This window comes from Psychrobacter sp. 1Y1 (assembly GCF_051847395.2).
Classification (GTDB): domain Bacteria; phylum Pseudomonadota; class Gammaproteobacteria; order Pseudomonadales; family Moraxellaceae; genus Psychrobacter.
In genome coordinates, this window is the sequence record NZ_JBPYDF020000001.1 from 1,015,937 (window position 1) to 1,037,794 (window position 21,858).

A 21,858-nucleotide genomic window follows, 5' to 3' on the forward strand; every position below is an offset into this window, starting at 1 on the left:
CAGACCACCAGTCTAACCCCTCTCATATATCCAAGATTATACCGTCTATCAATCAAAAGTTATTTTCTATTCTTTCTCACGCTAAAAAGACTACCAAGCGTTATTCTATTCATGATTTAGTTCCCAATGGCAAAATGCCTGTCGTTACATTAATACCAAGACAGGATAAATCCAATGATGAAATTGAAGACTCAGTGATTAAGAGACTGCAGGCAACAGATTTAGATTACCTACTGAGTATGGATTTTCAAACCTTAGTAGGGAAAGCGCTAGGCGTTACGAAGCATGGCACTCTCTTACTTCATTATGGTGATGAAAGAATACAGCGAGGTGGGCCTGCGTTGTATTGGCAGTTTGCTGAGCAATGGGAAAATAGTGTCGTGACGCTGCAATTATTGAGTAAGGACCATGATGTACACAAAGTGGTAGGTAGAGGTTATGGCAGTTTGTTTTACTGGGACTATAATTTGACTGAGGATAAGTTAAAAGGAGTTGCAGCATCAATACTGTATTGGTACTTCCGTAAAAATAAAATTGGCGTCGAGAGTGGAGATTCTATTAATTTAATTAACGATCGCACACTTTATAAAACGCCTCCACAGTTAACGGCCATACGACATTTACAGAATTTTCTCAAAAACTATATGATAAAAAGATTTTATAAAAGACTTTATCTAAACAACTGGAGTATTTTTATTGGTTCTATTGATCAGCCGATACAAACATACACGGAGATACTACCTGAAAAGGGATGTTTTTGGGCCGATCCTTTTTATATTGAACACGACTCAAGACATTACATATTTTTTGAAAGCTTGAATTACAAAGAGAATATTGGTCGAATAGAGTGGATAGAGCTGAATGAAAGCCATCAAGTGACTAGTTCAGGACAAGCTGATTTGGGTATTAGCACGCATTTAAGCTTTCCCAATGTATTCAAGTATGAAGATGCTGTCTATATGATTCCAGAGGCTGCAAAAACCAATTGTATTAGCTTATTAAAAGCGACAGATTTTCCATGTAAGTGGGAAAAAGTTCATTAGTTAGTTTCAGACGTTCAGGCCGTGGATAGCGCCGTGATTGAGCATAATGGATTATGGTATCTTTTCACAACCCACGGTTCAATTTCAGCATTTACTATGGATTTAGAGTTGTATATTTATACGTCTGACAAGCTGCAAGCAGATAATTGGACCATTCATCCTTCGGCGCCTCTAAAGATTGATGTGCGTGGCTCACGACTAGCAGGTGCATTATTCCGAAAAAACGGTCAGCTCTTTCGTACTGCTCAGGATGGCACTCTTAGATACGGGCGTAGGGTGGCTTTATACCTAGTAGAAGAGTTGACACCGACGTCTTATAAGGAAACCTTTGTACGTTATATCGAACCGAATTGGGAGACTGACATTGATCGTCTCCATACCTATAATGTTTACAATGAAACAGTGGTACTGGATGTTTCAAGGGATAAGTTGCGCTTTAGAGTATAGGACCTAAAAAATTTAGTGGTTGGAGAATAAAAAACCCATCATAAGTTTCGGCTTATGATGGGTTTTTTATAATTTTGACTCGTATTATATCAAGCTACTGATCCGCTGCATCTCTTCTAAACGTCCACGTCTTATCATCAGACGCCTCGATGCAGTAATAATATCCTGCTAAGTCAAACTGCTTTAGCTGTTCAGCATTGGTCAGCTTATTATCAGCAGCATATTTGACCATCAGTCCACGTGCTTTTTTGGCATAAAAGCTAATCACTTTGTATTGACCATTTTTCTCGTCTTCAAATCGTGGCGTGACGATATTTGCCTTCAATGCTTTCTTTTTTACCGCCTTAAAGTATTCATTAGAAGCCAAATTCACTAATACCTTGTCATCGCTGTCAGCCATACGCGCATTGATAACATTAGTGACTTCCTCGCCCCAAAACTCATAGAGATTGTCACCGCGCTCATTTTTCAGCTTGGTGCCCATCTCTAAGCGATATGGCTGGATAAGATCGAGTGGCTTGAGTACTCCATACAGCCCAGACAAAATACCTAAGTGCTCATTGACGTAAGTGGCGGTATCTTTGTCCATATGATACATATCAAGTCCAGTATAGACATCACCATCGAATAAATAGCCTGCAGGCTTAGCGGCATTGTCAGAGGCGCCGTTAGTAAATGGTTGCTCTTCGCTCCAATGCCATTGTTGATTGCGCGTGGCATTAAGCTGAGCCAAATCGTCAGATATGCTCATCAATTCTTGTAGGTCAACGGGCTCTTTTGACTTCAGTACTTTCATCAATTCTTGTGAATGCTCGATTAGCTCGGGCTGACTATAATAGTTGCCTAAATTTAGTGGTATAGCGTCTGTTTCGTTCAGGGATTTGGCAGGGGAGAGCAAAAAATACATGGTTATTCCTTATTATAATGTATCGATGACGGGTTTTTTCGAGTGTCAAGTATTCTTATTATACGGTATGCATGGGTGGAACTTGACTTAACCTTGCTTATTTTATGTTTATTGACGTTATTTGTTTAATAAAAGAACGGATTTAACATTAGGAGATAAATGGAGGTAGCCCTTTGCTTATAAGGGTTAAGCGTTTTTTGGAAAAATAAAAGGCTTTAATATACCAACAAAAAGTATGCCAATGGTGTAAATACCTAAATTTTTATTTTACTTGTGGGTCATCATTAGACAATGAAACTTGACGAACGATATCTCTATAATAAAAAGGCATGATGGTAAAGTAGCTATCATTTATTAAATTGATAACCTTTGATCGCTGTAATGGATTAATCATGATCAGAGGGTTTTGTCCCCTGTGCTTTTAGATGTGCGTTGAGGGTATTAAAGGTAGTCGTGAGACGTAAATATAGTCATTGGACGTAAGTAAGGAGACGGTATGAAAATCGGTGTAATCAGTGCAGATATCACGAGCGAGAGCCGTGTAGCCATAACCCCAGACGCAGTCAAAAAATTGCGTAAACTTGGGTTTGAAGTCGTCGTTCAGTCAGGTGCAGGCCAAGCAGCATATTATGCTGATGAGTTGTATCAGGCTGCGGGTGCCGACATTGCCAGTAGTCGTACCGAGGTGATTACCCAGTCTAAGATTATTACCACCGTCAATGACCTACCAGCGGAAGCCACTGAAAGCTTATCGTCTGGTCAGATCGTCATTGGCATGCTCGACCCGTATCGCAACACTCAGCTTGACACTTATGCAGCCAAAGGCGCGACAGTATTTGCGATGGAGTTACTGCCTCGTACACTGTCACGCGCACAGAATATGGACGTATTGTCGTCACAAGCCAACCTTGCTGGTTATAAAGCAGTATTGCTCGCAGCCAATGAGTATTCGCGTCCTTTCCCGATGTTTATGACGTCAGCAGGTACCGTTAAGCCAGCCAAAGTCGTTATCCTAGGTGTTGGTGTTGCAGGTCTACAAGCGATTGCGACAGCAAAGCGTCTGGGTGCAGTAGTAGAAGCCAGTGACTTACGTCCGACTGCTCGCGAGCAAGTGGAGTCACTCGGTGGTAAATGGCTTGATGTACCGATGAGCGCAGAGGAGGCTGAAACAGCTAAGTCTACCGGTGGTTATGCATGGACGCCATCAGAGCAATATGTCAAAGATCAAGCAGCTGTCGTGGACAAAGCATTGAGCAACGCTGACATCGTTATTACCACGGCGCAGATTCCTGGTCGTAACGCACCGCGTTTGGTACATGGCGCAACGCTTGCCAAAATGAAAGCAGGTTCCGTACTGATCGATATGGCGGCCGGTACTGGTGGTAACGTCGAAGGCAGCGTGCCTAACGAAACCATTACCACAGACAACGGCGTACGTATCGTTGGTGCCGCCAATATCCCTTCACAGCTCGCCGCACAGTCGTCAGATTTGTATGCCAATAACCTTGTTAACTTTATTACGACATTGATTGCACCTACTGGCGATGATGCAGCAGCCAGCTTGGCACTTAACTTAGACATGGAAGACGAGATTCAGGGCGCACTGGCAGTGACACATGACAGTCAGGTACGACTGGCCAAACGCTAGTTTGAACAGTCTATTACCACATATTTTGTCACTACACATTTGCCAGTAATGAATAAATTTTTAGGAGGATTAGATGATTGCCACTATTTTAGCTGCAGCGCCAGCCGGTGCGGCCATGAGTAGCACACCATTTGTAGCGATTTTCACTGTATTTGTGCTCGCTATTTTTGTCGGATACTACGTGGTTTGGGGCGTTACGCCTGCATTACATACGCCATTGATGGCGGTAACCAATGCCTTATCAAGTATCGTCATCGTGGGTGCGATGCTACAGACCGTCACGATTGATGGTTCAATGTTTACACCGACCAGTTTGCTTGGTGCCTTTGCGGTATTTTTAGCCAGTATCAATATCTTTGGTGGCTTTGCGGTGACTGAGCGTATGCTTGCGATGTTTAAACCGAAAGTAAAAAAAGCACCAGTAGCAACCACTGATGCCGGAGGTGACGCATGAACGATTTCTCAACAATGATTGCGGCAAATGCAGATTGGTTCTATCTAGTCGGCGCTATCCTCTTTGTTTTAACGTTACGTGGTTTGTCTAGCCCAAAAACCGCGATTCGCGGTAACCGTTTTGGTATGGCAGCGATGGCAATTGCTGTCGTCACTACGTTCTTCTTAGCAGAAGGCCCTGTGCTTTGGTTGATCATCGGTGCGATGGTGTTGGGTGCCCTCGTTGGTATGTGGAAGGCAAAAACGGTCGCGATGACGCAAATGCCAGAAACAGTCGCTTTAATGCATTCATTCGTCGGTTTGGCAGCGGTTGCGATTGCACTTGCGACGGTATTACACACTGAACAGCAGCATGGCGCCGTTGCTCGCATCGAGCTATTTATCGGTTGCTTCATCGGTGCAATTACGTTCTCAGCTTCAGTTTTTGCCTTTGGTAAATTGGCAGCGAAAAGCTGGGCGAAAACATTGGTTGGTGGCTGGGTAAAACCGGTTCAAGCGCTACTATTTATTGCGATGATTGGGTTCGGTGGGGTGTATTTCGTCACTGACTCACTACCAGCATTCTATGCGATGGCAGTGATTGCCGTTATCTTTGGTTGGATGTGGATTGCCCCAATTGGCGGCGGTGATATGCCAGTAGTTGTATCGCTATTGAACTCATTCTCAGGTTGGGCAGCAGCAGGCATTGGTTTCACCCTTGGCAACTCGATGCTGATTATCGCAGGTTCTCTGGTCGGTTCATCAGGTGCGATCTTGTCTTACATCATGTGTAAAGCCATGAACCGCTCACTACTTAATGTCTTGTTTGGTGGCATGGGCACATCAGCTGTTGCCGCAGGCGGCGATGATGGGGCACCGAAGAACTACAAAGCAGGCTCAGCAGAAGACGCAGGGTTCCTCATGTCTAATGCTAGCAGCGTGGTCATCGTGCCAGGTTATGGTATGGCACAAGGCCGTGCACAGAATGCAGTAAAAGAGCTATATGAGCTATTAAAAGAAGAAGGTGTTAACGTTCGCTTTGCTATCCATCCAGTTGCGGGTCGTATGCCAGGTCATATGAACGTCCTATTGGCTGAAGCTGATGTACCTTATGATGATATTTTAGAAATGGACGAGATTAACTCAGATTTCGCAAGTACAGATGTGGTCTTGGTTATCGGTGCAAACGACGTTGTGAACCCATCTGCGAAAGATGATCCTACCTCGCCAATCTTTGGCATGCCGATTCTAGAAGTCAGTAAAGCCCAGACGGTCATGGTCATCAAGCGTTCAATGAGTACTGGTTATGCAGGTCTGGATAACAGCTTGTTCTACATGGACAAAACGATGATGATCTTTGGCGATGCCAAGAAAATGGTAGAAGAGATGGTACGTACTATCAATGGCGGCGGTCATTAATCTCTAAGCTATGTTTTTAACCATCATCATGCACAGATAAGTTTTAGATAAAGAAAGTCACTGAGGTGGCTTTTTTTGCGTTAAAGTGGGCAGCATTTATAAGCCGACTATAGACTGAGGTCGTTTACAATTATGGTCAGTTTCTAATGATCACAAAATTAACTGTGCTTTGTGTACTCACTATACGATTTGCGCTTGATTAACCTTTCAGCCCATCTGAATTGCTTTAACGATAGACAATCACCAATTATAAATACGATGAAATAAGAGAAAGATTTATGAACATGTTACTGCGCTTTTTTATTATGGTTAGCTTACTTAAACAACAGCTCAAGCATCAATCGACGAGCGAAATTATCAGTCTAGAGACATTGACTGCACCGACCGTCCGTCATTATCGAATTTTGCCCCACGATATGGGATTTCGCGATCATTTACCCAATTATCGTTATTTATCATTTATCGAGCTAAACGTCACACGCTGGGTAAAGGCGTGCTGTCACCAAAAAGGCATTAAACCGTTGAATTGGGTGATTGCCATGCAAGAGATGATTTATCTGAAGCAAATTAAATTTTTGGATAAAATGACGCTTAGCAGTGCAGTCGCAGGATGGGATCATAAATATGTGTATTTTGAGCATCGGTTCTTTGTTAAAAATCAGCTGATGGGCGTTGGTATGACTAAGTTTGTTTTTACAGACAGTAAAGGTATGCGCACACCAGAAGTATTAGATATGATGGGCGAGCAATTGACAGATACCATTAACACATGGAATGAGCACCAAGTCGCGGTAAAATCGACTAAATCAGCCTAAGCCACATCGCAAAACAGTATTGAAACCCAGTATTGAAAAACAGCATCGTAAAATAACTTGGCTATAATCATTTGCTGAATTTTGGTAGGATAGAGCCCATCAAGTCGTCAATGTTAGGACGATAGCATCGTTTTTAAAATGATGATTCTCAAAACGACTAAAAATAAGGTACCGTTATGACCCCACAAAAATTAAAATGGACAGACAGCTTAGATATCGCGATTGAGCTTTACGAGAAGTTTCCAGAAACAGACCCACAGTACATTCGCTTTACTGATTTGCATCGCTGGGTAACTGAGCTTGAAGGCTTTGATGATGATCCACAAAAATCAAATGAAGGCATCTTAGAAGCCATTCAAATGAATTGGATTGATGAAGCCGATTAATCGATTCGTTCTACCAGCATTGCTACAAACAGAAAACTAAATAAACAGATAGAAAAGGCCGCATCATGACCTCACAAATTAAAGAGCTACCAGAAGCGATAGCTTGTAGCGGTATCAGCGTTCGTACCACCAATAACGCTGAGATAAGCCATGACACTGCCAAGCTTGGCAGATTATGGCAGAAGTTTTATCAAAATCACGCGGGTGAACTCCCTGAAGGTGAAGACATTTATGGTGTTTATCACAACTATGAAAGCGATGATCTGGCAGGAGCGTTTGACGTTGTGGCCAGTTGGAAAGTAGCCAGCGAGCAAGATGCTCAGTCAGAAAGCGACAATGTGGCCAATGCTAGTAATGTAGTGACGGTTGATATTCCTGCAGGAAAGTACTTGGTATTTTCTGAAGAAGGTTATATGCCTAACACTGTGATGAATGCATGGGAAAGTGCTTGGGAATATTTCAATGCGGCAGACTGTGAGCATACCCGTACTTTTAACGTAGACTTTGAGCATTATATCGGTGGTAACTTAGAATACGGTCAAGTTGATGTCTATATTGGTATCGAGTAAAGCTAGTAGTTGGCTTAAATAATTTAAGCTGCTCGATCCATGATCGACAAAAACAATGACAAAAAAAGCGCTAACCTAAATCAGGTAGCGCTTTTTCTTTGGATAGATGTCATCAATTAGACAGGCGCAATTAACCTGATAATCAGTCCAATAATAAATTTTCCAAAATACCTTCGTAAACCTGTGCTAGTTTGCCCAAGTCATCGACTTCTACTTTTTCATCCACTTGGTGAATCGTTGCATTACGAACACCCAGTTCGACCACTTGGGCACCAGTTGGTGCGATGAAGCGTCCATCGGAAGTACCGCCAGAAGTAGATAATGTCGTATCAACATCGGTTACTTTTTTGATCGCATTTTGGCAGGCTGAAACCAGTTTTCCTTCTGGGGTCAAAAACGGCTGACCAGATAATTTCCAATGAATATCGTAGCTCGCTTTGTTATTGACAAAGTGCTTATCAAAGATAGCGTGCGTTTTTGCCTTTAGTTCATCTTCAGTCGTTTCAGTTGAAAAACGGAAGTTAAAGACCACATTTAGCGTTTCAGGAATGACATTGGTTGCGCCAGTGCCTCCATTGATGTTTGATATTTGCAATGACGTGGCTGGAAAGTAGTCATTGCCGTTGTCCCATGCGGTAGACGTCAGTTCAGCAAGGGCGGACATCGCTGCATGAATCGGATTAGATGCTAGATGTGGATAGGCGACATGGCCTTGTTTACCTGTAACGGTAAGCTCTGCGCCTAGCGAGCCACGACGACCATTTTTGATGATATCGCCTAACGTATCGGTACTTGATGGCTCACCAACGAGACAATAAGTGATTTTTTCTTGACGTGCCTCTAAAGTCTCGATCACTTTGACCGTACCATTAATTGACGGGCCTTCTTCATCTGAAGTAATTAAAAAAGCAATCGAGCCATTGTGTTCAGGATGATTGGCAACGAAACGTTCGGCTGCAACAGTAAAAGCTGCAATACCCGTTTTCATATCGGCGGCACCGCGTGCCCATAGATACCCATCAGCGATAGTTGGAGTAAACGGAGGATAGGTCCAGTTTTTTTCGTCACCCGTTGGCACTACGTCGGTATGACCAGCAAAACAAATCACTGGATCGGTAGTACCGCGGCGTGCCCACAAGTTTTTGACTTCGGCATGTTCACCGTTTTGTTTTCTATCACCAAAATACATAAACTCGCAATCAAAGCCTGCTTGTTCTAACCGTGCTGACAACATATCTTGGCAACCATCGTCATCGGGTGTTACTGAAGGGCGCTCTAACAGTGCAATACTTAAATCTAAGGTTTCTTGCTGATGAGTTGTGTGTTGAGATGCGCTTGATTGGTTATGAGAGTCAGACATGGATAAGCCTTTTGTATAATAAATTAAAATGGTAAATATAAATAAAGAGTAGAGGATAAATGCTAAATGGCTACTTCGACAAAGGGTACAAGACCGTCACGGCGCATCCAAGTAGCGATAGAGTAGCGTTGGCGATGCGCAGTTTGTACTTGATGACGTAAATCGCTATCAAAAATGATTAGTCTATTGGCAACTGGCATCACTTCATGGTGCGTGCCATGCTTATCAACGACCTCTAGTGCACCGCCGTCAGTTGTTTCCCAATCATCATTGAGATAAAACACTGCTGAGATAACCCGTTCATCACGTCCAGCAGGGTTGTCACTGTGCCATTGATAGCCAAAGCCAGTCGGATAACACGCATAATGCGCTTCACTATGGCGAATACCAGCAAACAAACTACGATTGAATAGCAAGGCCAAAGCATTGATGCTTTGTAGATAGTAATAACCTGCAAAAAAGTCTTCGGTAATCCAGCGTATTCTATCACCGCGAATATCACTGATGCGAACACCAGCGGTCAGCTCTGCATCACGATAGTCAATAAAACCGCTTTCTGCTTGTAGTGCTAATAAAGCAGTACTATTGAATACATCATCAATGATGAGCCAGCCGTCAGTGACAAAGGTATCAAGCTGTTTATCCGTCAGCTTATATTCCCAGTCCACCGCAAAGTCAGACATTTGCAATACGTGCTGAGTAGGAATTTCTTGGCTATCACTATGAGTATCTGGCAGCAGTAATGGTGGATTATCCTGACCTATCGGACGATCAACGACCAACGCTGTCTTGTTAAGGTTGCTAATAATCTGCGTCATTTCATCTCATTATTATCAATCAGCTGTCAATATACCGTCATTCAATGCGTTTTTATTGAAAGCACTTACTAAAACCACATTATCTTTTACTCTGCCTATGCTACCATAGATGCAATTTTTCTTATTTAAACTTTTGAGATTATGAACTATAAACACGCCTACCACGCTGGTAACTTTGCTGATGTGGTTAAACACATTTTATTGGTACAACTGCTTAATCAACTGGGGCAGAAAAACAAACCGTTTTATGTGCTTGACGCTTATGGCGGTCGTGGACTGTATTCACTAAGCAGTGAAGAAGCGCGCAAAACAGGTGAGGCCAAAGGCGGTATTCAAGCTTTTCTAAAAGCAGATACCGAAAAGGCCCCAGCTGCTGTCAAAGATTATATGGAAGGCATCAAGCAAGCCAAATTCACTTATGACAATAAAGTCTATCCTGGTTCGCCATGGTGGGTGGCCCATCACGTCGAAAAAACCGCCGCTAAAAAGCCTGATGCTGGCGTGCGTGCTGAGGCTTTTGAAGCCAAAGCGACTGAATACGATGCGTTAAACTATCAGCTACATAAGTTGCCAATTGGTATCCAGCATCGTGATGCTTTTGAAGGTATCACCGCTGTTATTCCACCAAAAGAAAAGCGCGGTTTGATTTTCCTTGATCCCCCTTATGAGCAAGAGCATAAAGACTTTACGCGCCTGATCGATTTATTAGTCGCAGCTTATAACAAATGGCCACAAGGAACTTATGCGCTTTGGTTCCCAATCAAAAACATCGAAGCCGTAGAGCTATTCTACAAAAAGCTCAAACGTACTGAAATGAGACGTCAGTTGGTTTGTGAGCTAAACATTTATCCTAATGATGTTGCGGTTGGTCTAAACGGTACCGGTCTACTGGTTATCAATCCGCCATGGCAGTTTGATAACCATGCACGTGAGATATTACGTTTCTTACAGCCAGTACTAAAAGTAGAAGACGCGCCAAACTTGACGCCTGATAGTGCGACCAATGTGCGCTGGCTCGTCGGCGAATAGCAATAACGGCCAATAAGGATATTAAGATGACGACTCAGCCACCTATCGGCCAGCCGAATAATGCACCTGTGAACAATTCGTCCTTAAATGACGGCTCGTTGCAAGATAATGCAGCGACTCAGCCACCGTTTATTGATGAGCACGAATTTAATATTCGCCTAGCGGATAACGACAGCTATGATGGTTTGACATTTGAGGTGATTGAAGCTGAAGTCGCCGAAGGTAAGCGCGTGGTTAGTCGCGGTGTTTATTTAGCACCCAATCTGATCACTACCTTATCGCTACTGTCAGGCTTCTACTCGATTTTGGCGAGTACGCAAGGCGAGTTCTATAAGGCAGCTTTGGCTATCTTTTTATCCGCTATTCTTGATGGCGCAGATGGTCGTGTCGCACGTATGCTCAATGCGCAAAGTCCATTTGGTGAGCAATATGACTCTTTAGCAGATATGCTAGCGTTTGGTGTTGCCCCTGCTATTTTGATTTATAGTTTCGCTTTAGAGCCGTTAGGTCGTATCGGTATTGGCTGTGCATTTGTCTTTACCGCTTGTGCTGCTTTTCGCCTTGCACGCTTTAACGTTCAGGTCGGTATCGTCGATAAAAAATACTTTGTTGGTTTGGCAAGTCCACTGGCTGCTATATTGGTGACTTCCGCTGTAATGGTTGCAGTCGATCATAACGAGTGGATTGGTCAATACGATACAGCCGTCATGCTATTGTTTGCAGCTTGGGTCGTCACTTGTGGTCTACTGATGGTCAGCAATGTCAAATACTATAGCTTTAAAGAGTTCGATAAAAAGAAAGTACCTTTTGTAGTGCTTATTATTGGAGTGCTAGTCATGAGCATCGTGCTCTATGATATCCCTGTTGGTATCTTAGCGATCGGTATTATCTATGCGTTATCAGGTATTGTGACTACGATTAAAACGAAAGTGAAAAGCTAAACGCTGTATTTAGACTTTATATAAAGGAACTTACCGTCAGGTAAGTTCCTTTTTTAATGCGCTCTATATACTGCTGAAATACGTTAACCACTATAAAAAAGCTAAATCTGTAGATATAAAAGACAGTATTTAAAGTTTGATAGCGATAACAATAGGTTAGGTTGATATGATATTAGTGATATAAAATAACCGAGATTATTTCTAGAGTTTCCTTGTTTTCTATCTAAAACTCCGTATAATGCCACCCAGTCGAAAGGGAAGTGGATTACAGATTTGAGCAATGTAGATTGTTTGAATTAAATAGAAAATACTTCTTGACTAAATAAATATAGCGTCTATAATACGCACGTCATCAAGACGAGCTGGAGGTAGATAGTGTGTAGATTACACATTAATAACCCAGTTAACTTGTTGAAACAAATTAAAAAAAGAAGTTGACAGACTATTAAAACATGATATGATGGTCAGCTCGCTAAATAGGATAAGCCACATTGGCTGACTTACTTAGTTTGAAATACTAGCACTGGACGACAGTGTCAGACATTATTTAAAAGCATAACTAAAGAACAACTTGTGTGGATTTTTGCTGATTCAGAATGCTAAAAAATAAAGTTGACTATCTTTTCTTTTCGGGAAGATTATTAACTATAAAAATTATCATTTAAGACAGCAGAAAAACTCAAAGTTAATTCATTACGAACATAATTTTTAGCGATTTTGCCAGATTAAATGAGCCAAGTTTAGAAGCTTCTTTAAAGAGCTTCATAGCAAGATTAAACTGAAGAGTTTGATCATGGCTCAGATTGAACGCTGGCGGCAGGCTTAACACATGCAAGTCGAGCGGAAACGATGGTAGCTTGCTACCAGGCGTCGAGCGGCGGACGGGTGAGTAACACTTAGGAATCTACCTAGTAGTGGGGGATAGCACGGGGAAACTCGTATTAATACCGCATACGACCTACGGGAGAAAGGGGGCAGTTTACTGCTCTCGCTATTAGATGAGCCTAAGTCGGATTAGCTAGATGGTGGGGTAAAGGCCTACCATGGCGACGATCTGTAGCTGGTCTGAGAGGATGATCAGCCACACCGGGACTGAGACACGGCCCGGACTCCTACGGGAGGCAGCAGTGGGGAATATTGGACAATGGGGGAAACCCTGATCCAGCCATGCCGCGTGTGTGAAGAAGGCCTTTTGGTTGTAAAGCACTTTAAGCAGTGAAGAAGACTCCGTGATTAATACCCACGGACGATGACATTAGCTGCAGAATAAGCACCGGCTAACTCTGTGCCAGCAGCCGCGGTAATACAGAGGGTGCAAGCGTTAATCGGAATTACTGGGCGTAAAGCGAGCGTAGGTGGCTTGATAAGTCAGATGTGAAATCCCCGGGCTTAACCTGGGAACTGCATCTGAAACTGTTAGGCTAGAGTAGGTGAGAGGGAAGTAGAATTTCAGGTGTAGCGGTGAAATGCGTAGAGATCTGAAGGAATACCGATGGCGAAGGCAGCTTCCTGGCATCATACTGACACTGAGGCTCGAAAGCGTGGGTAGCAAACAGGATTAGATACCCTGGTAGTCCACGCCGTAAACGATGTCTACTAGTCGTTGGGTCCCTTGAGGACTTAGTGACGCAGCTAACGCAATAAGTAGACCGCCTGGGGAGTACGGCCGCAAGGTTAAAACTCAAATGAATTGACGGGGGCCCGCACAAGCGGTGGAGCATGTGGTTTAATTCGATGCAACGCGAAGAACCTTACCTGGTCTTGACATATCTAGAATCCTGCAGAGATGCGGGAGTGCCTTCGGGAATTAGAATACAGGTGCTGCATGGCTGTCGTCAGCTCGTGTCGTGAGATGTTGGGTTAAGTCCCGCAACGAGCGCAACCCTTGTCCTTAGTTACCAGCGGGTTAAGCCGGGAACTCTAAGGATACTGCCAGTGACAAACTGGAGGAAGGCGGGGACGACGTCAAGTCATCATGGCCCTTACGACCAGGGCTACACACGTGCTACAATGGTAGGTACAGAGGGCAGCTACACAGCGATGTGATGCGAATCTCAAAAAGCCTATCGTAGTCCAGATTGGAGTCTGCAACTCGACTCCATGAAGTAGGAATCGCTAGTAATCGCGGATCAGAATGCCGCGGTGAATACGTTCCCGGGCCTTGTACACACCGCCCGTCACACCATGGGAGTTGATTGCACCAGAAGTGGATAGCTTAACCTTCGGGGAGGCGTTCACCACGGTGTGGTTGATGACTGGGGTGAAGTCGTAACAAGGTAGCCGTAGGGGAACCTGCGGCTGGATCACCTCCTTATAGACGCATTCGGTCAGCAAGAATTCACAACAAGTTGTTCTTTAGTTTAAGCTTACGTTTTTAACAAACGTATTAGGGTCTGTAGCTCAGCTGGTTAGAGCACCGTGTTGATAACGCGGGGGTCGGTGGTTCAAGTCCACCTAGACCCACCATTTTACAATGGGGCCATAGCTCAGTTGGTAGAGCGCCTGCCTTGCACGCAGGAGGTCAACGGTTCGACTCCGTTTGGCTCCACCACTACTAAGACGGTTAAGTAAGCTTTAGATGCTAATAAATAAAATAGGTATCAAATAGAAACAAGTGATTGTGATTGATTACTTCTTTCTGTTTTATACAGAATCTGTGACTCGACGAGAGCATAGAGACTATTTAAAAACATAGATATGAGTCTGGGTTAAGAAGAGCGTGTTCACGCGCACTTCTTAACCTTAGTAATTAACCTCTTAACGACATCAGTTGTTATCCCAGGGGTTGATTACTAAAAAAAGTAAAGAGAACTGAATCAAGCGTATAAACATAGGTGATATCGTTATCATAATTAGATTGTATGACACTTAGAAGTCGAAAGACTACTTGGGGTTGTATGGTCAAGTAATGAAGCGCACATGGTGGATGCCTTGGCAGTCAGAGGCGATGAAAGACGTGACAGCCTGCGATAAGCTTCGGGGAGGCGGCAATATCCTGTGATCCGGAGATTTCTGAATGGGGAAACCCACTTACCATAAGGTAGGTATCCTAATTTATTAGGAAGCGAACGAGGGGAAGTGAAACATCTCAGTACCCTTAGGAATAGACATCAATTGAGATTCCCCTAGTAGCGGCGAGCGAACGGGGAGAAGCCGATTAATGCTAATGTAGAAGAACAGCGTGGGAAAGCTGACCGTAGTAGGTGATAGTCCTGTATTCGAAACATTAGCGTTAACATATTAAGTAGAGCGGGGCACGAGAAATCCTGTTTGAAGATGGGGGGACCATCCTCCAAGGCTAAATACTCCTGACTGACCGATAGTGAACCAGTACCGTGAGGGAAAGGCGAAAAGAACCCCTGTGAGGGGAGTGAAATAGAACCTGAAACCGTGTGCGTACAAGCAGTGGGAGCCCACTTGTTGGGTGACCGCGTACCTTTTGTATAATGGGTCAGCGACTTATATTCTGTAGCAAGGTTAACCGTTTAGGGGAGCCGTAGGGAAACCGAGTCTTAATAGGGCGTTTAGTTGCAGGGTATAGACCCGAAACCGAGTGATCTATCCATGAGCAGGTTGAAAGTGCCGTAACAGGCACCGGAGGACCGAACCCACTGTCGTTGAAAAGCCAGGGGATGACTTGTGGATAGGGGTGAAAGGCTAATCAAACTCGGTGATAGCTGGTTCTCCCCGAAAGCTATTTAGGTAGCGCCTCGGACGAACACCATTGGGGGTAGAGCACTGTTTCGGCTAGGGGGTCATACCGACTTACCAAACCGATGCAAACTCCGAATACCGATGAGTGATATCCGGGAGACACACGGTGGGTGCTAACGTCCATCGTGGAGAGGGAAACAACCCAGACCGCCAGCTAAGGCCCCAAATTCCTAGTTAAGTGGGAAACGAGGTGGGAAGGCATAGACAGCTAGGAGGTTGGCTTAGAAGCAGCCATCCTTTAAAGAAAGCGTAATAGCTCACTAGTCGAGTCGGCCCGCGCGGAAGATGTAACGGGGCTCAAACTAGGAGCCGAAGCTGCGGATTTGAATTTGTTTTCAAGTGGTAGGGGAGCGTTGTGTAAGCCTGTGAAGGTGTGTTGTAAAGCATGCTGGAGGTATCACAAGAGCGAATGCTGACGTGAGTAACGATAATGCGAGTGAAAAGCTCGCACGCCGGAAGATCAAGGGTTCCAGTCCAACGTTAATCGGGGCTGGGTGAGTCGACCCCTAAGGCGAGGCCGAAAGGCGTAGTCGATGGGAAATCGGTTAATATTCCGATACTTGTTTATAATGCGATGGAGGGACGGAGAAGGTTATGTCAGCCTGGCGTTGGTTGTCCAGGTGAAAGGATGTAGGTTTATAGCTTAGGTAAATCCGGGCTATTCTATACCGAGATCTGATAGCAAGCTGTACTTGTACAGCGAAGTGGCAAATACCATGCTTCCAGGAAAAGCTTCTAAGCAATAGTTATAAACGAATCGTACCCTAAACCGACACAGGTGATCAGGTAGAGAATACCAAGGCGCTTGAGAGAACTCTGCTGAAGGAACTAGGCAAAATGGTACCGTAACTTCGGGAGAAGGTACGCTGTTGATGGTGATAGGACTTGCTCCTTGAGCTGTTGGCAGTCGCAGATACCAGGCTGCTGCAACTGTTTATTAAAAACACAGCACTCTGCAAACACGAAAGTGGACGTATAGGGTGTGATGTCTGCCCGGTGCTGGAAGGTTAATTGATGGGGTTAGCGTAAGCGAAGCTCTTGATCGAAGCCCCAGTAAACGGCGGCCGTAACTATAACGGTCCTAAGGTAGCGAAATTCCTTGTCGGGTAAGTTCCGACCTGCACGAATGACATAATGATGGCAGCGCTGTCTCCAGCAGAGACTCAGTGAAATCGAAATCGCAGTGAAGATGCTGTGTACCCGCGGCTAGACGGAAAGACCCCGTGAACCTTTACTACAGCTTTACATTGAACTTTGACCTGACTTGTGCAGGATAGGTGGGAGGCTTTGAAGCCGAGACGCTAGTCTTGGTGGAGCCAATCTTGAAATACCACCCTGGTCATGTTGGGGTTCTAACTCAGGTATAACAATACCGAGGACAATGTATGGTGGGTAGTTTGACTGGGGCGGTCTCCTCCTAAAGAGTAACGGAGGAGTACGAAGGTGCGCTCAGACCGGTCGGAAATCGGTCGAAGAGTATAAAGGCAAAAGCGCGCTTAACTGCGAGACCCACAAGTCGAGCAGGTACGAAAGTAGGTCTTAGTGATCCGGTGGTTCTGTATGGAAGGGCCATCGCTCAACGGATAAAAGGTACTCTGGGGATAACAGGCTGATACCGCCCAAGAGTTCATATCGACGGCGGTGTTTGGCACCTCGATGTCGGCTCATCTCATCCTAGGGCTGAAGCAGGTCCTAAGGGTATGGCTGTTCGCCATTTAAAGAGGTACGCGAGCTGGGTTTAGAACGTCGTGAGACAGTTCGGTCCCTATCTACCGTGGGCGTTGGAAATTTGAGAGGATCTGCTCCTAGTACGAGAGGACCAGAGTGGACGAACCTCTGGTGTTCGGGTTGTCACGCCAGTGGCATTGCCCGGTAGCTACGTTCGGATGGGATAACCGCTGAAAGCATCTAAGCGGGAAGCCCACCTCAAGATTAGATTTCCCTAAAGAGCCGTTCAAGACTAGGACGTTGATAGGCAGGGTGTGGAAGCGCAGCGATGCGTGTAGCTAACCTGTACTAATTGCTCGTTTGGCTTGACCATACAACACCCAAGTGGTTTGTATACAAGTCTAATTAATCTATCTTGTATAAGCTGTAGTGGCTTATAGAATAAAGAAAGAATATTTCGATATCACCTTTAACCTTGATTCAGTTAGGTTACAAGTTGATCGACAACAAGCTCAAACTTGATGTCAACAATAACAACAACAGACTCATATCTAACCCCCTTTGCTGACGACAATAGCGCGATGGCCCCACCTGATCCCTTCCCGAACTCAGAAGTGAAACATCGTAGCGCCAATGGTAGTGTGGTTCGCCCATGTGAGAGTAGGTCATCGTCAGCTCTCTATTCTAGATAAATCCCCCGACATTAGCTTGTCGGGGGATTTTCTTTGTGTCTATCTTTTATTCCTAATGATCTACGCAGAAAATCCTATTTAAAGGTGAGCAAGGAGTAACGACTGTCTGGGAGACAGTCGTCCGTAGCGCAAGACGGAAGGCTATGCCGGTAGATAGCTCTTGCGTTGCCTTAATGGCGCTTTTCTCGTTCGTCAGCTCTCTATTCTATATAAAGCCCCCAATGCTCACGCGATGAGGGCTTTTCTTCGTCTGTAGATTGGTGCTGAAAAGCTACTAGTAATTGAGTTCATGAACTTTCCCTATGATAGTCAAATAAGACTCTTATACGAAAAATTTGTCTAGAAAATATATAAAACAACAGATCACGATACATGTTTCTTGTCGAATATAAATACGTTGTGATGAATTGCTTCATTAGTCTTTTGAATATTAAATGTTTTCTTATCTTCAGGTAATCGTAGTACTTTCGGTAGTCGTGCTATTGCCATTTTTTCATTAGCAATGGCATAGTGACGATAGTATTCATTTAAGATTTCATTGCAGTCAAATTCTACGTAAACAATATTATCATTATGTTTTTTAGCTAAATTTATTATGGACAGAAAAAACTCATTTTTCGCTTCATTTTTTGAATGTTCCACATCTTCTAAAGTATAATTTGGTGGGAAACCGACCTTTATTTTTTGCCAAATACTACCATTTTCCTTAGTTTCAAGATAAAATTTTAATTTTTCTTCTAATTGATTCAACTTTATCAGGTTCTGTTCAGTACTATCGAAAGCTTCCTTAACAATTGCAATTATTTCTTTAGAAGCATTAGTGAAATTTTTAATCTCAAATTTTTTATCCTCTAATGAATCATAAATCGTATCTAGAAAATATTTGAAGCTAATTAGCCTGGCAATCATAATTTCTACATTAGAAGAATATGTAGCGATAGGTCGTAATTGAAAGTTTTGGAGATTATCTATAAGTTTATTAAAAATTTTAGTCAAATAATAAAATAAATAGTATCGATCATCACTATCAGTGACTGCATTATTAATTATATTAGGTAATTTATTCAAAATCGAAATTATGATTTGGTGCTCATAGTCATTCATACGCTTACTGATATGATATTCTGTCTCTTCGCCGTCTTTTTTCAATTCTTTTTTGAGTAGAGGTATAATTTGTGTCTTACAGAGATGTTGTGCTTCTGCTATAAATTTGATGATTGTGTCTGATACACCAGCATCCAAAGTATATATTCGACTTGTACAGTATTTAACGTGTCGTATATAACGTTCTTCATCTATAAGCTCTTTTCTAATGACAACGTGTGTCAGATATACAAATAAATCATTACTACCGCCATCTTCATACAAAAAACGTTTAATAGAATAAGGATTTTGTCTTGATTTGTCGGCAATACCTATTAAAAACCAGTAACGCTCACTTTCAATGACAAAGAACTTTTTACGCTTTGCCTCTCTTTTTATAATATCGGGTAATTTGTCTTGTTCCTGAAAGTCTATATCAGTAGAATCCCATGCGCGAAAGTCTCGCCCCTGAATCTTTTGCTTAATAAATACTTCTTTAAAGTATGTTTTTACGATATCAGTATTTAAGTGCCTTATACCAGGTTGTACTATAAGATTTACATTATCGATCCAAAATGCTAAATCGTACAAAAATGCTTTTTTTATACTTTCACGACTTTTTTGGTCTAAAATATGATCACCTATATCAATACGGTTAAGATAATCGATCATCGCCTCTACTTTATCAGCAAGTTCAATAGCATCATATGAATCCGGCTTGGACTCAATAAATTTCAACATCTGTATAGCAATTGCTTTTAGCTCTCGATGACGAATTGCTGTTTTAGATAACAAACTTCTCAAATCATCTGGAATAATATAAGTAAAATTTGGGCTAATATTCCTTTTTGATAATATTTTTTCGTACACACTTTTACGACTGGGTATATCGAGCTGCGGCAAAATACTGATAAGAATGGTTTTCCAGTTACCACCTAATGCTGGGTCTATCGATTTTAATTGATAAACTTGGTATTCTGAGAGCTCATACACATACATATTACAATTTCCTTTACAGAACTAATGTTTGCACAAATGCTCGCTATCTTAGCATCTATCAAATAACTATCACAGCATCTTTATTGCTCAGGCAGCTAGTTTAATAAACTAAGGCAAAATTATGACCACCTCAAAAGTAACCTATCAAGGCAATTTACGCACCCAAGCCATTCACTTACAGTCGAATAATCAAATCATCACTGATGCGCCGACAGACAATCATGGTAAGGGCGAAGCGTTTTCTCCTACTGATTTGCTAGCGACCAGTTTGGGCAGTTGCATCTTAACGATTATTGGTATCAAAGCCGAAGCGATGGATATTGATATCTCAGGTACGACCGCAGAGGTTACCAAAGTCATGGCGGCGAAACCAAGACGTGTGAGTGAAATACACGTTGTAGTCAATTTCGCTAAGGCATTGGACGAGAGTACCTTAAAGCGATTTTATAAAACCGCGTTGACCTGCCCAGTAGGCAATAGCTTGGATCCTGCTATCACACAAAACTTAGTGTTTAACAATGGCACAGAAGCCTAATATGTCTACTAAGACTTTACTCATCGTCGCTCATGCGCCATCGCCTAATACTCAGAAATTGGCGAAGGCAGCTTATGACGGTGCGAATCATCCTGATATAGATATCACTGTCATTTTGAAATCACCGCAGGATACGCAGCCTGAGGATGTATTGGCTGCTGATGCGTTGCTGTTAGGTACGACCGAAAATCTAGCGTATATGGCAGGGCTGACCAAGGACTTTTTTGATCGTTGCTACTATCCTGTATTAGAAGAGAAGCAAGGCATGCCGTTTGCGGTATATATACGCGCTGGGCATGATGGTACAGGTACCAAGCTTGCGCTCAAAACCATTACAACGGGGCTACGTTGGTCATGGATTCAAGAGGCGCTGATACTACAAGGTGATTGGCAAGATAGCTTTGCTGAGCAACTAGAAGAGCTTGCTATGACGCTTGCTGCTGGAGTAGAGGCGGGTATTTATTAGTTGTGAGTTGTTTGGTGACCACTAAGGTAGTATTAGACAGTGCTTGTTAATCTACTGCTATCAATACTGAGAGCACAATAGACGGTTTGGGAGGATGGTGATGCATGACGATAATCTGGATAGCGATAATCCAAATAGTAAAGTAGATATTTCTGCATTGCCGTTTTCTCAAGCGTGTGAGAATAATAAACAGCTTATTTTAGAGTTACTTCAAACAGAGCTACAAGGCTTTAGTCATGTGCTAGAAGTTGGCTCTGGGACGGGTCAGCATAGTGTTTATTTTACGCCTAACCTGCCTAAGATACAATGGCAAACTAGCGATGTGACTGGTAATCATCGCCATATAATCGCTTGGCACAATGCGTATCCTGCACCCAATCTATATTCGCCATTAGCGTTTGATTTAGCGCATGACTCAGTACCTGTTAGTAGTCATTTAGATAGTGGTCATTTAAATAGCAGTCATGTAGACAAACCTTACGATGTGATATTTACGGCCAATACCTTGCATATTATTAGCTGGGCTTTGGTAGAGCGGTTGTTTACATTGGCTGGTGATGCGTTACCTGTGGACGGTAAGCTGATTATCTATGGCCCATTTAACGAAGATGGTAAATATACCAGTGAGGGCAATCAGCGATTTGATGCGATGTTGAGAGCAGGTAATCCTGATAGTGGCATTCGTCATAAAGAAGAGGTTGTCAGTTTAGCCAGTGAACATCATTTGCAACTTGTCACTACTTATGCGATGCCTGCTAATAATCAGCTATTGGTATTTCAGAAGCGCTAATTTTTTAAAGCGTCAGCAAAAACTAAATAAAAAGACACCTTAATGGATCGTTATCAGATCTTGTTGAGGTGTCTTTTTGTTTGGGTTTGCTTATATT

Annotated in this window: 15 protein-coding genes, 2 tRNA genes, 3 rRNA genes and 1 pseudogene; 17 read left to right on the forward strand and 4 right to left on the reverse strand. The window is 43.1% G+C overall.

What is annotated here, in order from left to right; translation table 11 throughout:
* Positions 1-239 precede the first annotated feature (239 nt).
* Positions 240-1,490 (forward strand): annotated as a pseudogene (locus ACS8FA_RS18370) (glucosamine inositolphosphorylceramide transferase family protein).
* Between the two features lie 94 nt (positions 1,491-1,584).
* Here the strand turns inward: ACS8FA_RS18370 and yaaA are convergent.
* Positions 1,585-2,397 carry a peroxide stress protein YaaA gene (yaaA, locus tag ACS8FA_RS18375; protein WP_439266424.1) on the reverse strand — a complete coding sequence of 271 codons (813 nt, stop codon included), beginning with the start codon at positions 2,395-2,397 and terminating at the stop codon, positions 1,585-1,587.
* A gap of 496 nt (positions 2,398-2,893) precedes the next feature.
* Here yaaA and ACS8FA_RS18380 point away from each other — a divergent pair, with 496 nt between their 5' ends.
* The 6 genes from ACS8FA_RS18380 to ACS8FA_RS18405 all read left to right on the forward strand — a co-directional run bounded on the left by ACS8FA_RS18380 (position 2,894) and on the right by ACS8FA_RS18405 (position 7,666).
* Positions 2,894-4,045 (forward strand): Re/Si-specific NAD(P)(+) transhydrogenase subunit alpha, encoded by a 1,152-nt coding sequence (locus tag ACS8FA_RS18380; RefSeq protein WP_439266426.1) that lies wholly within the window; start codon positions 2,894-2,896, stop codon positions 4,043-4,045.
* Between the two features lie 115 nt (positions 4,046-4,160).
* Complete coding sequence (locus ACS8FA_RS18385; protein WP_197707696.1) at positions 4,161-4,499, forward strand: proton-translocating transhydrogenase family protein; 339 nt, start codon at positions 4,161-4,163, stop codon at positions 4,497-4,499.
* The gene (locus tag ACS8FA_RS18390; protein WP_102092432.1) at positions 4,496-5,896 is read left to right on the forward strand and encodes an NAD(P)(+) transhydrogenase (Re/Si-specific) subunit beta; all 1,401 of its coding nucleotides are present in this window, start codon (positions 4,496-4,498) and stop codon (positions 5,894-5,896) included. The genes ACS8FA_RS18385 and ACS8FA_RS18390 overlap by 4 nt, the downstream gene beginning before the upstream one ends.
* Before the next feature lie 278 nt (positions 5,897-6,174).
* The gene (locus tag ACS8FA_RS18395) at positions 6,175-6,711 is read left to right on the forward strand and encodes an acyl-CoA thioesterase (protein ID WP_201573054.1); all 537 of its coding nucleotides are present in this window, start codon (positions 6,175-6,177) and stop codon (positions 6,709-6,711) included.
* A gap of 176 nt (positions 6,712-6,887) precedes the next feature.
* Positions 6,888-7,097, forward strand: coding sequence for a Fe-S cluster assembly protein IscX (gene iscX / locus ACS8FA_RS18400; protein WP_021812734.1), 210 nt, complete (start codon positions 6,888-6,890; stop codon positions 7,095-7,097).
* Positions 7,098-7,162: 65 nt separating this feature from the next.
* Positions 7,163-7,666 carry a GyrI-like domain-containing protein gene (locus ACS8FA_RS18405; RefSeq protein WP_439266429.1) on the forward strand — a complete coding sequence of 168 codons (504 nt, stop codon included), beginning with the start codon at positions 7,163-7,165 and terminating at the stop codon, positions 7,664-7,666.
* Positions 7,667-7,808: 142 nt separating this feature from the next.
* Here the strand turns inward: ACS8FA_RS18405 and dapE are convergent, their stop codons facing one another.
* Together dapE and ACS8FA_RS18415 are read right to left on the reverse strand one after the other, a co-directional pair.
* Positions 7,809-9,026, reverse strand: a complete 1,218-nt coding sequence (gene dapE / locus ACS8FA_RS18410) for a succinyl-diaminopimelate desuccinylase (protein WP_439266431.1) — start codon at positions 9,024-9,026, stop codon at positions 7,809-7,811.
* A gap of 62 nt (positions 9,027-9,088) precedes the next feature.
* Complete coding sequence (locus tag ACS8FA_RS18415) at positions 9,089-9,844, reverse strand: 2OG-Fe(II) oxygenase (RefSeq protein ID WP_439266433.1); 756 nt, start codon at positions 9,842-9,844, stop codon at positions 9,089-9,091.
* Positions 9,845-9,985: 141 nt separating this feature from the next.
* Between ACS8FA_RS18415 and ACS8FA_RS18420 the strand changes: the two genes are divergently transcribed.
* The 7 genes from ACS8FA_RS18420 (at position 9,986) to rrf (ending at position 17,873) form a co-directional block, all read left to right on the forward strand.
* Complete coding sequence (locus ACS8FA_RS18420; RefSeq protein WP_057758888.1) at positions 9,986-10,873, forward strand: 23S rRNA (adenine(2030)-N(6))-methyltransferase RlmJ; 888 nt, start codon at positions 9,986-9,988, stop codon at positions 10,871-10,873.
* A 26-nt stretch (positions 10,874-10,899) separates the two neighbouring features.
* Complete coding sequence (gene pssA, locus ACS8FA_RS18425; RefSeq protein WP_439266436.1) at positions 10,900-11,814, forward strand: CDP-diacylglycerol--serine O-phosphatidyltransferase; 915 nt, start codon at positions 10,900-10,902, stop codon at positions 11,812-11,814.
* A gap of 775 nt (positions 11,815-12,589) precedes the next feature.
* Positions 12,590-14,128 (forward strand): 16S ribosomal RNA (locus tag ACS8FA_RS18430).
* A gap of 75 nt (positions 14,129-14,203) precedes the next feature.
* Positions 14,204-14,280: transfer RNA gene (locus ACS8FA_RS18435), tRNA-Ile, on the forward strand.
* A gap of 9 nt (positions 14,281-14,289) precedes the next feature.
* A tRNA-Ala gene (locus ACS8FA_RS18440) sits at positions 14,290-14,365 on the forward strand.
* Between the two features lie 348 nt (positions 14,366-14,713).
* Positions 14,714-17,569 (forward strand): 23S ribosomal RNA (locus ACS8FA_RS18445).
* A gap of 190 nt (positions 17,570-17,759) precedes the next feature.
* Positions 17,760-17,873, forward strand: a 5S ribosomal RNA gene (gene rrf / locus ACS8FA_RS18450).
* Together the 16S, 23S and 5S rRNA genes with 2 tRNA genes alongside form the textbook arrangement of a ribosomal RNA operon.
* 378 nt (positions 17,874-18,251) lie before the next feature.
* On the opposite strand, the gene ACS8FA_RS18455 is transcribed toward rrf, so the two are convergent.
* Positions 18,252-19,970: a hypothetical protein gene (locus ACS8FA_RS18455; RefSeq protein WP_439267432.1), complete on the reverse strand. Its 1,719-nt coding sequence runs from the start codon at positions 19,968-19,970 to the stop codon at positions 18,252-18,254.
* 121 nt (positions 19,971-20,091) lie between these two features.
* Between ACS8FA_RS18455 and ACS8FA_RS18460 the strand changes: the two genes are divergently transcribed.
* From ACS8FA_RS18460 to ACS8FA_RS18470, 3 genes are all read left to right on the forward strand, one after another.
* Entirely contained in the window at positions 20,092-20,505 is a 414-nt protein-coding gene (locus tag ACS8FA_RS18460) for an OsmC family protein (protein ID WP_439267431.1), read from the forward strand.
* Position 20,506: 1 nt separating this feature from the next.
* Positions 20,507-20,971 carry a flavodoxin family protein gene (locus tag ACS8FA_RS18465; protein ID WP_439267429.1) on the forward strand — a complete coding sequence of 155 codons (465 nt, stop codon included), beginning with the start codon at positions 20,507-20,509 and terminating at the stop codon, positions 20,969-20,971.
* A 100-nt stretch (positions 20,972-21,071) separates the two neighbouring features.
* Complete coding sequence (locus ACS8FA_RS18470) at positions 21,072-21,761, forward strand: DUF938 domain-containing protein (protein ID WP_439267427.1); 690 nt, start codon at positions 21,072-21,074, stop codon at positions 21,759-21,761.
* The last annotated feature ends 97 nt before the right edge of the window (positions 21,762-21,858 follow it).

Excerpts from the sequence above, each read along its gene's own strand:
- yaaA (WP_439266424.1), bottom strand. The coding sequence starts at position 2,397 with ATGTATTTTTTGCTCTCCCCTGCCAAATCCCTGAACGAAACAGACGCT.
- ACS8FA_RS18415 (WP_439266433.1), bottom strand. The coding sequence starts at position 9,844 with ATGACGCAGATTATTAGCAACCTTAACAAGACAGCGTTGGTCGTTGAT.
- ACS8FA_RS18465 (WP_439267429.1), top strand. The coding sequence starts at position 20,507 with ATGTCTACTAAGACTTTACTCATCGTCGCTCATGCGCCATCGCCTAAT.
- ACS8FA_RS18460 (WP_439267431.1), top strand. The coding sequence starts at position 20,092 with ATGACCACCTCAAAAGTAACCTATCAAGGCAATTTACGCACCCAAGCC.
- ACS8FA_RS18390 (WP_102092432.1), top strand. The coding sequence starts at position 4,496 with ATGAACGATTTCTCAACAATGATTGCGGCAAATGCAGATTGGTTCTAT.
- ACS8FA_RS18405 (WP_439266429.1), top strand. The coding sequence starts at position 7,163 with ATGACCTCACAAATTAAAGAGCTACCAGAAGCGATAGCTTGTAGCGGT.
- ACS8FA_RS18380 (WP_439266426.1), top strand. The coding sequence starts at position 2,894 with ATGAAAATCGGTGTAATCAGTGCAGATATCACGAGCGAGAGCCGTGTA.
- ACS8FA_RS18395 (WP_201573054.1), top strand. The coding sequence starts at position 6,175 with ATGAACATGTTACTGCGCTTTTTTATTATGGTTAGCTTACTTAAACAA.
- ACS8FA_RS18470 (WP_439267427.1), top strand. The coding sequence starts at position 21,072 with ATGCATGACGATAATCTGGATAGCGATAATCCAAATAGTAAAGTAGAT.
- ACS8FA_RS18455 (WP_439267432.1), bottom strand. The coding sequence starts at position 19,970 with ATGTATGTGTATGAGCTCTCAGAATACCAAGTTTATCAATTAAAATCG.
- pssA (WP_439266436.1), top strand. The coding sequence starts at position 10,900 with ATGACGACTCAGCCACCTATCGGCCAGCCGAATAATGCACCTGTGAAC.
- dapE (WP_439266431.1), bottom strand. The coding sequence starts at position 9,026 with ATGTCTGACTCTCATAACCAATCAAGCGCATCTCAACACACAACTCAT.
- iscX (WP_021812734.1), top strand. The coding sequence starts at position 6,888 with ATGACCCCACAAAAATTAAAATGGACAGACAGCTTAGATATCGCGATT.
- ACS8FA_RS18385 (WP_197707696.1), top strand. The coding sequence starts at position 4,161 with ATGAGTAGCACACCATTTGTAGCGATTTTCACTGTATTTGTGCTCGCT.
- ACS8FA_RS18420 (WP_057758888.1), top strand. The coding sequence starts at position 9,986 with ATGAACTATAAACACGCCTACCACGCTGGTAACTTTGCTGATGTGGTT.